We start from the raw sequence: 14,397 nt of genomic DNA on the forward strand, positions 1-14,397 counted from the left end.
CCTGTGGGAGAGTAGGACGCCGCCGAACAATCATTCCAAAGAACCCCCGCCGGATTTCCGGCGGGGGTTTTTTGTTTTGTGCCGTTTCGGCTGGTCCGGGCGCTGCCGGCGTGATCGCTGTGATTCTTGTCATGCGGGCCAGGGGGGACCTGTTTCGATCGGCGGGGTGGGGCGCAGTTAGCATGTGAGCACCCTCCCTAGCTCGAAAGATGGACTTGTGACTGTCAACGACGACGTGTTCACGGACTGGAAGAACCGCGAGGAGATCGCGGAATCGATGATCCCCATCATCGGCCGACTGCACCGGGAGCGGGACGTCACCGTCCTGCTGTACAGCCGTTCCCTGGTGAACAAGTCGGTGGTCAGCATCCTGAAGACCCACCGATTCGCCCGCCAGATCGCCGGTGAGGAGCTCTCGGTCACCGAGACGCTGCCCTTCCTGCAGGCGCTGACCACCCTGGATCTCGGTCCTTCCCAGATCGACCTCGGCATGCTCGCCGCCACCTACCGTGCCGACAGCCGCGGCCTCTCGGTGGAGCAGTTCACCGCCGAGGCCGTCGCCGGCGCCACCGGTGCCAACAAGTTCGAGCGCCGTGAGTCGCCCCGCGACGTCGTCCTCTACGGCTTCGGCCGCATCGGCCGCCTGGTCGCCCGTCTGCTGATCGAGAAGGCCGGCTCCGGCAACGGTCTGCGCCTGCGGGCCATCGTGGTCCGTGGTGGCGGCGACCAGGACATCGTGAAGCGCGCCTCGCTGCTTCGCCGTGACTCCATCCACGGGCAGTTCCAGGGCACCATCACGGTCGACGAGGCGAACAGCACGATCGTCGCCAACGGCACCGCGATCAAGGTGATCTACGCCAACGACCCGTCCGAGGTCGACTACACGGCGTACGGCATCCGGGACGCCATCCTCATCGACAACACGGGCAAGTGGCGGGACCGCGAGGGGCTGTCGAAGCACCTCCGTCCGGGCGTCGAGAAGGTCGTCCTGACCGCCCCGGGCAAGGGCGACGTGCCCAACATCGTGCACGGCGTCAACCACGACACCATCAAGCCGGACGAGCAGATCCTCTCCTGCGCCTCCTGCACCACCAACGCGATCGTTCCGCCGCTGAAGGCGATGGACGACGAGTTCGGCGTGCTCCGCGGCCACGTGGAGACCGTCCACTCGTTCACCAACGACCAGAACCTGCTGGACAACTACCACAAGGCCGACCGTCGTGGCCGCTCGGCACCGCTGAACATGGTGATCACCGAGACCGGTGCCGCCTCGGCCGTCGCGAAGGCGCTGCCGGACCTCAAGGCGAAGATCACCGGCAGCTCGATCCGCGTGCCGGTGCCGGACGTCTCGATCGCGATCCTGAACCTCCAGCTGTCCCGCGAGACCGACCGCGAGGAGGTCCTCGACTACCTCCGCAACGTCTCGCTGACCTCCTCGCTGAAGCGCCAGATCGACTTCACCACCGCCCCCGACGCGGTGTCGAACGACTTCATCGGCTCGCGCCACGCGTCGATCGTCGACGCCGGCGCCACCAAGGTCGAGGGCGACAACGCCATCCTCTACCTGTGGTACGACAACGAGTTCGGTTACTCCTGCCAGGTCATCCGGGTCGTCCAGCACGTCTCGGGCGTCGAGTACCCGACCTACCCGGTCCCGGCGATCTGATCCGTCGGATGCGCTGAGCCGAGCCGCCGCCGGCGGACGAAGCTGTATGGGGGTGCCAGTCGAGCCTTGGGCTCGACTGCCACCCCTTTGGTGTTGCCATTGGTCTCTACCAATGCGGGTGCTGTGGCTGTGTAGCTGTCAGAAACGCGGCTGTGTGGGCCATATGACTGTCCGACATCTCTTTCCCTTCTACGACTCCGGCCGGAGGAGGACGGTCCCGGCGCGGGCGGAGGACTCGTCGGATCGGGTGACGGTGGTGGGGCGTGCACCGGGGCGGCGGATCGGGGGCGGTGGCGGTGTGTATAGGTGGCAGCCGGAGAACCGCGACGGAAGGACCGCCCCATGGCTCAGTCACATGCCAGGCCCGCGCAGAGCGTCGACGAGGTCGTCGAGCGGATGAGGGCGATCGGGGCGCGGCTGGACCCGGCGGACGGGATCGCCTGCTTCAACCGGATGCACCTGCGGGTGGCCGCGCTGGTGGAGCGGCGGGTCGCGGCCGGCGAGGTGCAGGACCCGGCGTTCGTCGAGCGGCTCGGGGTCCTGCTCGCCAACCAGTACTTCGACGTGGTGGACGCCGCCGACGCCGGTCGGCCGGTCGGCGAGGCCTGGCAGCCGCTGGTCGACGCGCGGGGCGACCGGAGGGTGTGGCCGGTGCAGTTCGCCTTCGCCGGGACCAACGCCCACCTCTGCCACGACCTGCCGCTCGCCGTCGTCGAGACCTGCATCGAACGCCGCTCCACGCCCGACACCCCGCCGGTGCACGAGGACTACCTCCTGGTCGGCGAGCTGATGGTGCAGGCCGAGGCGGAGGAGCGGGCCGCCTTCGAGACGCGGATCGCCGAGGCCGCCGGGTCGGCCGAACCGCTGCGGTACCTGGTGGCGGGCTTCTCGACCGCCCGGGCCCGGGAGGCCGCCTGGGCCGCCACCCTGTCGCTCTGGCACCAGCGCAACATCCGGCCGCTGTTCGACGCCACGATCGCCGCCGTCACGGCCGGCACGGCGCTGGCCGGGCGGCTGCTGGTCACGCCGGGGTGGGGGCCGGAAGGTCCTGTTCCGCCCAGATGAGCTTGCCGTCGGTGGTGTAGCGGTGGCCCCAGCGGCGGGTGAGTTGGGCGACCAGGAACAGGCCGCGGCCGCCCTCGTCGGTGGCGCGGGCGTGGCGCAGCCGCGGTGAGGTGCTGCTGGCGTCGGACACCTCGCAGACCAGGACGGCGTGCCGGATCAGACGCAGCCGGATCGGACCGCCGCCGTAGCGGATGGCGTTGGTGACCAGTTCGCTGACGATGAGTTCCGTGGTCATCGCCAGGTCGTCCAGGCCCCATCGGGCGAGCTGTTGGAGGGCCAGGGACCGGGTGTTCGCGACGACGGCCGGATCGGACGGCACCTCCCACGAGGCGACCTGATGGGCGTCCAGGGCACGCGTGCGGGCGATCAGCAGGGCGACGTCGTCGGGCGGCGGGCCGGTCAGCACGGTGTCGACCACCGCCCCGCACAGGGCGTCCAGCGGCAGGTCCGGCTGGGCCAGGGCGGTGCTCAGACGGGTCAGCCCCTCGTCGATGTCGTGGTCGAACGCCTCGACGAGCCCGTCGGTGTAGAGCGCGATCAGGCTTCCCTCGGGCAGTTCCAGTTCGGCGGCCTCGAAGGGCAGTCCTCCGAGACCGAGCGGCGGACCGGCGGGCAGGTCGAGGAAGGTGACGGTGCCGTCGGTCGCGACCACCGCGGGCGGGGGGTGACCGGCCCTGGCCATGGTGCACCGCCGGGTGACCGGATCGTAGACGGCGTACAGGCAGGTGGCGCCCAGGACGGCCGGGGCGACGGCTTCGTCGTCCGATTCCTCCTCCGTGAGGCGGATCACCAGGTCGTCGAGGCGGGCCAGCAGCTCGGCCGGGTGCAGATCCATGTCGGCGAGGGTGTGCACGGCGGTGCGCAGCCGCCCCATCGTCGCCGCGGCGTTGATGCCGTGCCCGACCACGTCGCCGACGACCAGGGCGACCCGGGCGCCGGACAGCGGGATCACGTCGAACCAGTCGCCGCCCACGCCGTCCCGCCCGTCCGCCGGGAGGTAGCGGGATGCCACCTCCAGGGCCGTACCGCCGTTGAGCGTGTGGGGGAGCAGGCTGCGCTGAAGCGTGAGGGACGCGGCGTGCTCGCGGGTGTAGCGGCGGGCGTTGTCCACGTACACCGCGGCCCGGGCCCCGAGCTCCTCGGCGAGGAGGAGGTCGTCGGGCTCGAAGGGGGCCGGGTTCAGCGACCGGGCGAAGGTGGCCACACCGAGGACGACACCGCGCGCTCGCAGCGGCACGGTCATGAGTGAGTGGAACCCGAACTCGCGGATCTTCGCCGCTCTGTCCGGGTGCTCGATCGCCCACATGCTGTCGGACGGATCCAGGGACGGGGCCAGGAAGGCCTCGCCCTCGATCAGGTAGTTGCCGTCGTGGGGCGGCACGACGTTGACCGGTTCGCCGAGCGCGGCGACCGCCTCGGGGGCGCCCTCGCGGACCGACCGCAGCCCGGCGCGCCGCATCGCGGGCCGGGAAGGGAGCGGACCCGGAGCCGGATCGTCACCGTTCAGGACCGAGTCCAGCAGGTCGACGGTGGTGAAGTCGGCGAGGCGCGGCACGGCGAAGTCGGCCAGTTCCTGGGCGGTGCGCATGATGTCCAGGGTGCTTCCGATCTTCGCACCGGCCTCGTCGAGCAGGGCCAGACGCTCCCGCGCCTTCCACCGGTCGGTGACGTCCATGCCCATGTAGCACACGCCGAGCACGGTGCCGTCCCGGTCGGTGAGCCTGAAGAACGAGGTCGAGTACGAGTGCTGCCGGTGCGGATCCGCCCAGGTCCAGCCCTGGTACTCGTAGTCGATCACCGGTTCGCCCGTCGCCAGCACCTTGTGCATCTGCGCCTCGAGCGCCTCGGTGTTCAGGCCGGGCAGCGACTCCTTCATCCGGTGTCCGAGCCGCTGGTCGCGGGGGATCCCGCCGTAGCGTTCCAGGGTGTCGTTCATCCAGACGTACCGCAGATCCGGACTGAGCACCGCCATGCCGATCGGCGAACGGGTCAGGAAGCCTTCGAGTACCGAGCCGTTCACCGCCCAGGACGGCGTCTGCGCGAGGTCGACCGCGGAGACGAGCACGCAGTCCTGCCCGTTCAGGTCGAACATCGACGAGACCCGCAGGCCGACCTCGATCCGCCGGCCGTCACGGTGCCTGAGCGCGACCAGGCCGCCCCAGCCGTTCCCCGTCCGGCACTGCTCGGAGACGCCCGGCGCCCGTGACACGTCCTCCGGTGTCGCCAGCAGCGGTGCGGCGGAGTGGTTGACCACCTCGGCGGGGGAATAGCCGAGAAACTCCGCTGCGGACGCGGTCCAACCCATGACGGTGCCCGCCGCGTCGATCACTGCTGTCGCGGTGTTCGCCATGTCGAACGGCCGGTGCTCTCCGCTCGGCGTGGCATCCCCGTCGGCGGACCTCGCGGTCGGCCCGCCCACAGCTGGCTCAAGGCGCATGACAATCCACTCCTGACCCCATTGTGATGCCTCGGGTCGCGTGCCCGCCAGACGGATCGGGGTCCGCCCGGACAGGACCTGCTCCTGTGCTTCGCCGGTGGCGAGCCCGGTGACCAGCAGCGCGACCAGGACGATGCCGCCGTAGATCGCCTGGATCCGGAACGACGACACCCGCGCGAGGGTGAGGAGGTTCTCCCGCGTGAAACCGAGGGCGGGGGCGAGGCCGGCGATGGACTCCAGGGACAGGCGACCGGTCCGGGACGAGCCCCTCGTAGGGCCGGTCGCGCGGTACGAACCCGACGCCCGACCGGCGGATCGCGGCGATTCCTGGGCATGTACCTGTCACTAATCGTCCTGATTTTTGCCTATTCCATCATAGAAGACCGCGCCAGAGGCCCGCTGCCGGGTGGCGGCGCCGCACGTGTGTGGCGAGGGGGCGGTCGCAGTGCCCGATCCGGCCCCGCCGGCCCCGGTGGCCGGGTCGTCGATGGTGCCGGTCCGAACCGATCATGGGATGCGCTGTTTCAAACGCAACACGTGTGAACGTTCACCCTTTCGAGTGCACAGGATCATGCGAAGCGGTTCAGATCGTTCCGCCCCGCCTACGGTTGGGCAACAAGCGAGAGGGGGCGCCGCCGCATGCGGAGATCCCCCTTTCGGGACGAGGCGACGGCCCGTCAGGACGTGTCCCCTTCACAGAGGAAGGTTCTCCCATGCCCGTGGCCACGAGCGGCGAGACACCGCGCAGCGAGGCACCGCAGAGGTCGCAGCACCCGCGCCCCGGACGCAGTGCGGCGGTGCGGTCATGAGCGGGAGCACGCTGGAGCAGCTCCTCCGCGGACCGAGCGGACTCGGCACCTCCGGACTGAGTCTGACGCCACGTCATGAGGTGCCGGTGCCCGACGGCGTGGGAGAGGCGGCGTCGGGCAAGCCGAAGAGCGGCGACCCGATCCCGGGGCTGTACTTCCACCCGGTGGCGGAGCCGGACGCGGAGCGGGTGGCGGAGGTGAGCCGCCGGATCAAGCTGTGGGCCGAGGAGGTGGAGCTCTTCCCGCCGGACTACGAGGACGAGTTCGACGGCTTCTCGGTGAGCCGCTACATGGTCGGCTGCCATCCCGACGCGCCCAGCGTCGACCACGTCATGATCGCCACCCGGCTGATGGTCGCCGAGAACGCCGTCGACGACTACTACTGCGAGGACCACGGCGGTTCGCCGATCGGCCTGGGCAGCCGGCTGCTGCTCGCCCACACCGCGCTCGACCCGGTGCACACCACCGGCGAGTACCAGGGCTCGTGGGCGGAGTCCCTGGCCTCGGACGCGCCCCGGCGCGCCTACCGCTCGGCGATGGAGTACTTCGAGCGGGCCGCCACCGCCTCGCAGTCGGACCGGTTCCGGCACGACATGGCGCGCCTGCACCTCGGGTACCTCGCCGAGGGCGCCTGGGCCCAGGAGGACCACGTGCCGCAGGTGTGGGAGTACCTGTCGATGCGGCAGTTCAACAACTTCCGTCCCTGCCCGACCATCACGGACACCGTCGGCGGCTACGAGCTGCCCGCCGACCTGCACGCCCGCCCCGCCATGCAGCGGGTCATCGCGCTCGCCTCGAACGCCACCACCATCGTGAACGACCTGTACTCGTACACCAAGGAGCTGTCGAGCCCGGGGACGCACCTGAACCTGCCGGTGGTGATCTCCGAGCGCGAGGGCCTCAGTGACCGCGACGGCTATCTGAAGGCCGTCGAGGTGCACAACGAACTCATGCACGCCTTCGAGGCGGAGGCCGCCGCGCTGGCCGCCGCCTGCCCCGTCCCGGTGGTGGTGCGCTTCCTGCGTGGGGTCGCCGCGTGGGTCGACGGCAACCACAACTGGCATCAGACCAACACGTACCGCTACAGCCTGCCCGACTTCTGGTAACCAAGGAGCTGAACCGTGTCCGTCACCGACACCACCCCCGTCAACCGCACCGCCGTCCCCGGGCCGGCCACCCCGTACCAGGGCGACATCGCCCGTTACTGGGACCATGAGGCACGGCCGGTGAACCTGCGCCTCGGCGATGTCGACGGTCTCTACCACCACCACTACGGCATCGGCGAGGTGGACCAGGCCGCGCTGGGCTCCCCGGACGACAGCGAGCGCGAGAAGAAGCTCGTCGCCGAGCTGCACCGGCTGGAGTCCGCGCAGACCGACGTGCTGCTGGACAACCTCGGTGACATCCGCCCCGAGCACACCCTGGTCGACGCGGGCTGTGGCCGCGGCGGCTCGATGGTGATGGCCCACCAGCGCTTCGGTTGCAAGGTCGAGGGCGTGACCCTGTCGGCCAAGCAGGCCGAGTTCGGCAACCGCCGGGCCAAGGAGCTCGGCATCGACGATTCGGTGCGCGCCCAGGTCCGCAACATGCTGGACATGCCGTTCGACAACGGCAGCGTCCGGGCCTCCTGGAACAACGAGTCCAGCATGTACGTCGACCTGGAGGACCTGCTCGGCGAGCACTCCCGGATCCTCTCGGTCGGCGGCCGGTACGTCACCATCACCGGCTGCTGGAACCCGACCTACGGCCAGCCCTCGAAGTGGGTCTCCCAGATCAACGCCCACTTCGAGTGCAACATCCACTCCCGCCGCGAGTACTTCAAGGCGATGGCCGACAACCGCCTGGTGCCGAACGCGGTCATCGACCTCACCGCCGCCACCCTGCCGTACTGGGAGCTGCGCGCCACCGTGCCGTCCCTGGTGACCGGCATCGAGGAGGCGTTCATCAACTCCTACAAGGACGGCTCCTTCCAGTACCTGCTGATCGCCGCCGACCGGGTCTGACCCCGCGGCACCGCACGGCGCAGGACCCGGCCCCACCGCTCGGCGGCGGGGCCGGGTCCGTTGGGTGGTGGGGCACGGCTGGATCCGTTTGTGCGGGCGCCCGGGACAGGGCTGGTCGACGGGATGTCGGAGGCGCGTGATATGCAGGGCATCCGAGTGGCCGCTGCGAGGCCACCCGAACGAAAGCGCTGACCGTCCCGGTCGACGAGGTCTCAGGGGGGCCGCACGATGTCCTTTTTCCGACGACGATCAGGCGAGGACGCCCCGTCGGGCCCGGCCGGCCGTCGGAGCCGCGGGCCCGGACGGAAGGCACCGCGCGGCCTCACCCCCGTACTCGACCTCTCGCACGGCGACGAGGAGCTGCGCCGGTTGCGCGCCCTCGCCGACGCCGGCGACTGGACCGCGCTCGGCCCCGCCCTCGCCGCCGTCCCCGACCAGGCCGAGCTGACCTGGCTGCTCCACCGGATCACCTCCGTCGAGGGCACCGAGCGCTGGCTGGCCACGACCGTCGCCGAGCGGCCCGAGGACACCCTCGCGCTGCTGCTCTCCGGCGCCCGGCACATCGCCTGGGCCTGGGAGGCCCGCACCGGTCAGCGCGCCCAGCACGTCACCGAGGAGCAGTGGAGCCTCTTCCACGAGCGGCTCGACCTCGCCGAGGAGCAGCTGCTGGAGGCGGCCGAACGCGAGCCGTCCTGGCTCGCGCCCTGGTTCTTCCTGCAGATCGGCGCGCGCGGCGCCTCGCTCGGCCGGACCGTCGCCACCGCCCGCTTCGAGGCCGCGCTGCGCCGCGCCCCCGACCACCTCGCCTCCCACCAGCAGCGGCTCCAGCAGCTCTGCGCCAAGTGGGGCGGCTCGCACGAGGAGATGCACGCCTTCGCCCGCAAGGCGATGCTCGGCGCCCCCGAGGGCAGCCCGCTCGGCGAGATCGTCGCCCTCGCGCACCTGGAGCACTGGCTCGACCTGCCGGACGGCGAGGACCACGCCTACCTGACCGGCCCCGCCGTCCGCGCCGGGCTCCGCGAGGCCGCGCTGCGGTCCGTGCTGCACCCGGCCTACCGGCGCCGGCGCGACTGGCGGGCCGCCCACAACGCCTTCGCGATGGTCCTCTCGCTCGCCGACGAGCGCGAACTCGCCCACGCCGTGTTCGCCACCCTCGACGACGTCGTCACCGACAGGCCCTGGTCCTACCTGGGCGGCGACGAGGCCGAGAACTACCGCGCCCACCGCGACCGCTGCGTGCCACGCTAGGCGCGCCGGTCCCGTCCGGCCCCGTCCGCGCGATGCGCCGCCTTCCCGAAGCCCGACACACCCCTTGCGATCGAAAGAGCCACCGGTGTCCCCATCCGAGAACCCGACGAGCGCGCACACCTTCCAGGTCGACCTGCGCGGCCTGGTCGACCTGCTCTCCCACCACCTCTACTCCAGCCCCCGGGTCTACCTGCGCGAGCTCCTGCAGAACGCGGTCGACGCGATATCGGCCCGGCAGGCCCTCGACCCGTCCGCGCCCGCCTCGATCACCGTCCGCGCCGACCACGGGCTCACCGTCACCGACACCGGCATCGGCCTGACCGAGCAGGACGTCCACACCTTCCTCGCCACCATCGGCCGCAGCTCCAAGCGCGACGCCGACGGCGGCCTCGACGGTGCCGGACTCGCCCGCGCCCGCGGCGACTTCATCGGCCAGTTCGGCATCGGCCTGCTGGCCTGCTTCGTGGTCGCCGACGAGATCACCGTCGTCACCCGCTCCGCCGCCGCCCCCGACGCGCCGGTCATCGAGTGGCGCGGCGGCTCGGACGGCCGCTACACCATCCGCACCCTGCCCGCCGAGGCCAAGCCCGAGCCCGGCACCACCGTCCGGCTCGCGCCGCGCGCCGACGCCGCCGAGTGGACCCGCGCCGACCGGGTGCTCTCCCTGGCCCGCGAGTTCGGCAGCCTGCTGCGCCACGAGGTCACCGTGGTCGACGGCCGCGGCGAGTCGACCCGGGTCAACCACACCCCGCCGTGGGCCGACCGGCAGGGCTCCCCGCTGGCCCGCCGTGAGGCGCTGGCCGCGTACTGCCGCTCGACCTTCGACTTCACCCCGCTCGACACCATCGAGCTGGACCTGCCCCTGGTCGGCCTGCGCGGCGTCGCCTACGTGCTGCCCGACGCCGTCCCGCCGTCCCGCCGGGCCGGCCACCGGGTGCACCTCAAGGGCATGCTGCTCTCCGACCACGCCGACGAACTCCTCCCCGACTGGGCGTTCTTCGTCCGCTGCGTGGTCGACACCGACGGCCTGCGGCCCACCGCCTCCCGCGAGGGCCTGTACGCCGACGAGACGCTCGCCGCCGTCCGCGACGCGCTCGGCGCCCGGATCCGCGACTGGCTCACCGGCCTGTCCGCCAGCGACCCGGCGCTGCTCCACCGGTTCATCTCGGTGCACCACCTGGCCGTCAAGGAACTCGCCCGCTACGACGACGAGTTGCTGCGGATGCTGCTGCCCTGGCTGCCGTTCGAGACCACCGACGGCAACGTCACGCTGGACGAGTTCGCCCGCACCCACCCGGTGGTGCTGGTCACCCGCACCGTCGAGGAGTTCCGCCAGGTCGCCCCGATCGCCGGCGCCGCCGGGCTCGGCGTCGTCAACGGCGGCTACACCTACGACCGCGACCTCGTGCACCGGCTGCCCGAGATCCGGCCCGGCACCTCCGTCGCCGATCTCGACCCCAGCACCGTCACCGCGCACCTGGACACCGTCGACCCGGCCGCCGAACTCGCCGCCTCGGCCTTCCTCGCCGTCGCCCGCGAGGTGGTCGGCCGGTTCGACTGCGACGTCGCCCTGCGCAGCTTCCACCCGACCAGCGCGCCCGCCCTGCTGCTCGACAACCGGGAGGCCAGGCACGAGCGGAGCCGCGCCCAACTCGCCGAGGAGGCCGACGGGTTGTGGGCCGACATCCTCGGCTCGCTGCGCGCCGAGGCGCCCCGCGCCCAGCTCGTGCTCAACCACCTCAACCCGCTGGTCCGCCGGGCGGCCTCGATCGGCGACCGCGAACTCGCCGTCACCGCCGTCGAGACCCTCTACGGGCAGGCCGTGCTGCTCACCCGCCGGCCGCTCACCTCCAGCGAGAGCGCGCTGCTCAACCGCTCGTTCATCAGCCTGCTCGACCACGCGATGCTCGGCCACGAGGCCGCCGGGGGCGCTGCCGGCACTCCTGGCACTCCTGGCGCGCCGGGCTCGCGGGACCCGCGGGAGGAGGCGTGATGCTGGACTCCGTCGACGCGGTGATGGCCGCGCTGCGCGACAACGACGCCCGCCCCTACGGCCGGCAGCGGACCGTCACCGCCGAGGAACTCGTCGACGCCGCCGAGCAGTTCGACGACACCGCGCTCCGCTCCATGGCGCTCCTCGAACTCATGGAGGCCTACGAGTACGACGGCGAGCGGAGCAAGGCCCCGGTCGTGTTCGCCCGCGTCCTCAAGCTCTGGGACACCGACCCGGACGACTTCGGCGAGTGGGCGCGGCAGCAGGTGTTCTGGCGCTTCAAGTGGGTCGCCACCTCGCTGCTCGGCACCCCCGACGTGCCGCTCGCCGCGGTCCGCCGCTGGCAGGAGGAGATGCGCAACCGCTACCGCGCCGCCGGGCACGGCCTCCAGCCGTACTACGCCCAGCGCTTCCACCTCGCCGCGCACATCGGCGAGTCCGCCCAGGACGCCTACGAGCTGTGGGTCGCGCGGCCCCGCACCGAGCTGAGCGACTGCCACGCCTGCGAGGTCCGCGCCCGGGCCGGCTACCTCGTCCGCCAGGGCGACGACGCGGCCGCCCTGGAGGTCTGGCGGCCGGTGCTGAGCGGCGAGAGCAGCTGCGCCGAGGAGCCCTTCGTCAGCCACGCCCAGGCACTGCTGCCGCTGCTGCGCCAGGGCCGGCTGGACGAGGCCCGCTCCAGCCACCTGGTCGGCTACCGGTTCGCCCGGGGCAAGAGCGGGCTGGCGCGTTCGGTGGGCCAGCACATCGAGTTCTGCGCGCTGTCCGGCAACGAGCCGCGCGGCCTGGAGATCCTCGCCGAGAACCGGGACCTCTTCGGGGTCACCGGCGACCCGATCAGCCGGCTGGACTTCCTCACCGGCGTCGAGGTGCTGATCTCCGGCCTCGCCCGGGCCGGCCACGGCGCACTCACCGTCAGCGGCCCGCCCGGCGCGAGCTGGACCGTCGACACCCTGCTGGCCCACCTGCGCACCGAGGCCGACGCCCTCGCCGCCCGCTTCGACGCCCGCAACGGCACCGACGCGGTGAGCGCCCGCCGCCGTGACCGGCTCGCCCGCCGGCCGCTGCTCGCCGAGCCGCTCGCGCTCGGCGTGCGGGCCGCGGCGGCGCCGGAACTGGCCGCGGTGCCGGTCGTCCCGGCGGTGCCGGCCCGGGAGACCGAGCCGGAACCGGAGGACTTCGCGGCGCTGGTGCTCCGCGCCCGTGAGCTGCACCTGCTCGGGCACCCCGACGCGGAGCGGCTCTGGCGGCGGATCGACGAGCGGCTCTCCGCCGACGACGGGGCCGCCGCCGACGGGGCCGCCGCCGACGGGGCCGATCCGTTCGGGGCCGGGGTGGGGTCGCTCGGGCGGCTGCGCGCCGAACTCGCGGAGCGGCGGGCGCATGCGGCGCTCGACCGGGGCGCCTGGGAGGAGGGCGCCGCCGAGCTGCTGGCCGCCGGGGACCTCTTCGAGCGGGAGGGGCTGGCCGGACGCGCGCTGGCGACCCGGACCCGCGCGCTGGTCGCCGAGCTCGTCCGGGACGAGGACGAGGAGCAGGTCGGGGACGAGGACCAGGCTCAGTCGACGACCGGGCCGGTCGTCGACTGGGTGGCCCTGGACGCCGCGCTGGCCCGGGCCGAGGAGCTGGCCGCCGCGCCCGGCGGCCCGGCCCTCACGGACGACGACCACCTGGTCGTCCTCCAGTGCCGCGCCTACGCCGCGCACCACGAACTCGCCCGGGTGCTGCCCGAACCGCCCGAGCAGCCGCCCGCCGAGCAGGCCGCGCGCTTCGCCGCCGCGGTCACCGCCTACCGCGAGGCCGCCGCCGCGCGCGGCTCCGTGCGCCGGCTCTCGGTGGCCCGCCAGTACGCCGCCGACATCGCCGCCCGGCAGGGCAGGAGCGCCGAGGCGGTCGAGGAACTGCGGTCCGTCATCGCCGAGTTGGAGCAGGCCGAGCAGCCCTGGCACACCCCGCGGGCGTACGGTCTGCTGGGGCAGGCGCTGCTGCAGAGCGGGGAGCAGGCCGAGGCCGTGGAGGTGCTCCACCGCGCCCTGGCGGCGGCGGCCCGCTGGGCCGACGACTCCTACCCGTTCGCCGCCACCTATCTGATGGCCGGGCACGCCAGCGCCCAGCTCGGGGACACCGGCGCCGCGATCCGGGCGCTCTCCGAGGCGGCCGGCCGGTTCGACCGCAAGGGCCCGGAGGCCGCCGGGGACGCGGCGCGGACCAGGCTGCAGCTCGCCGACCTGCTGAGCGCCGCCGACCGGCCCGCCGACGCGGTGGCCGTCCTGGAGTCGGTGCTGGCCGACACCGCCGCCGGGCGGCTGGACGACCGGTTGCTCGCCCAGGCCCGGCTCGACCTCGCGCGCGGCCTGTACACGCTGGACGAGTACCGGGACGCCGCCGAGGAGTACCTGCGGCTGGCCACCGTCCTGGAGGACTGGACCGAGGACCTCCACCTGCGCACCATGGTCGCCGCGGAGGCGGCCGTCGCGCTCGCCCTCGCCGACCGCTGGGAGGCCGCGCACGCCGCCCGGGCCCGGGCGCTCGCCGCGCACGAGCAGTGGCCGCAGGCCGCGCCGGTCGCCGGGATGCTGCGGCAGTTCGCCCGGCTCACGGTGCAGCACGAGGGTCCGGACGGGCTGGAGTCGGCGCTCGCTCGGCTGGCCGAGGCGGACGCCGTGCGGGAGCGGACGGAGCGCACCGAGCCCGGGGTCGAGACCTGGTACCCGCGCGCCGCCGTCCACTACGAGCGGGCCCGCGTCTACGCGGTGGCGGACCGGTACGAGGAGGCGCTGGCCGAGGCCGAGCGGACGATCTCCGCGTACGAGGCGGGCGGGGAGCAGGCCGAGACCCCGCGCGCCGAGGCCGTCCGGCTGGCCGCGCTGATCGAGGGCACCGACCTCGGCCGCCGGGCGGAGGCCCGGGAACGGCTCGCCGCCGCCGTCGAGCGGTGCCGCCGGTACGGCTTGGAGGAGGCGGCGGGGATCCTCGCCGACCTGCGGGAGCGCCTCGCGGACTGACGGGCGCGTGACGGCGGGGCGGGCTCGTGGGCCCGCCCCGCCGTCACCGTTCACGCGCCCGTCGCGCGGCGGCCGGGACCCTCCGGCCCGTCGGCGCCCCGGACGCCCCTGTTGGCCCCTAGACGAGTAGATCCGAAGTTCCGGCCCGCCAAAGGGCAGAGGGCGTCCAAG

At 72.8% G+C, this 14,397-nt stretch carries 7 protein-coding genes and 1 pseudogene; 7 read left to right on the forward strand and 1 reads right to left on the reverse strand.

What is annotated here, in order from left to right; all coding sequences use genetic code 11:
- Nucleotides 1–217 precede the first annotated feature (217 nt).
- Together ACFP3U_RS36095 and ACFP3U_RS36100 are read left to right on the forward strand one after the other, a co-directional pair.
- Entirely contained in the window at nucleotides 218–1,666 is a 1,449-nt protein-coding gene (locus ACFP3U_RS36095) for a glyceraldehyde-3-phosphate dehydrogenase (protein ID WP_380230008.1), read from the forward strand.
- Nucleotides 1,667–2,008: 342 nt separating this feature from the next.
- Entirely contained in the window at nucleotides 2,009–2,731 is a 723-nt protein-coding gene (locus ACFP3U_RS36100) for a DUF5995 family protein (RefSeq protein WP_380230009.1), read from the forward strand.
- Here ACFP3U_RS36100 and ACFP3U_RS36105 read toward each other — a convergent pair.
- Nucleotides 2,688–5,168, reverse strand: coding sequence for a SpoIIE family protein phosphatase (locus ACFP3U_RS36105; protein ID WP_380230014.1), 2,481 nt, complete (start codon nucleotides 5,166–5,168; stop codon nucleotides 2,688–2,690). The genes ACFP3U_RS36100 and ACFP3U_RS36105 overlap by 44 nt on opposite strands.
- An 838-nt stretch (nucleotides 5,169–6,006) precedes the next feature.
- On the opposite strand from ACFP3U_RS36105, the pseudogene ACFP3U_RS36110 reads away from it, so the two are divergent.
- The 5 genes and pseudogenes from ACFP3U_RS36110 to ACFP3U_RS36130 all read left to right on the forward strand — a co-directional run.
- A pseudogene (locus tag ACFP3U_RS36110) lies at nucleotides 6,007–7,083 on the forward strand (family 2 encapsulin nanocompartment cargo protein terpene cyclase); the annotation flags it as partial.
- A gap of 15 nt (nucleotides 7,084–7,098) precedes the next feature.
- Nucleotides 7,099–7,980 (forward strand): geranyl diphosphate 2-C-methyltransferase, encoded by an 882-nt coding sequence (locus ACFP3U_RS36115; RefSeq protein WP_380230010.1) that lies wholly within the window; start codon nucleotides 7,099–7,101, stop codon nucleotides 7,978–7,980.
- Nucleotides 7,981–8,208: 228 nt separating this feature from the next.
- On the forward strand, nucleotides 8,209–9,228 hold the full coding sequence (locus ACFP3U_RS36120) for a hypothetical protein (protein ID WP_380230011.1): 1,020 nt from the start codon (nucleotides 8,209–8,211) through the stop codon (nucleotides 9,226–9,228).
- An 85-nt stretch (nucleotides 9,229–9,313) separates the two neighbouring features.
- Entirely contained in the window at nucleotides 9,314–11,221 is a 1,908-nt protein-coding gene (locus tag ACFP3U_RS36125) for an HSP90 family protein (RefSeq protein WP_380230012.1), read from the forward strand.
- Complete coding sequence (locus tag ACFP3U_RS36130) at nucleotides 11,221–14,226, forward strand: hypothetical protein (RefSeq protein WP_380230013.1); 3,006 nt, start codon at nucleotides 11,221–11,223, stop codon at nucleotides 14,224–14,226. The genes ACFP3U_RS36125 and ACFP3U_RS36130 overlap by 1 nt, the downstream gene beginning before the upstream one ends.
- Nucleotides 14,227–14,397 lie beyond the last annotated feature (171 nt).

The sequence above is a fragment of the Kitasatospora misakiensis genome, from assembly GCF_042656005.1.
GTDB classification, from domain to species: domain Bacteria; phylum Actinomycetota; class Actinomycetes; order Streptomycetales; family Streptomycetaceae; genus Kitasatospora; species Kitasatospora misakiensis.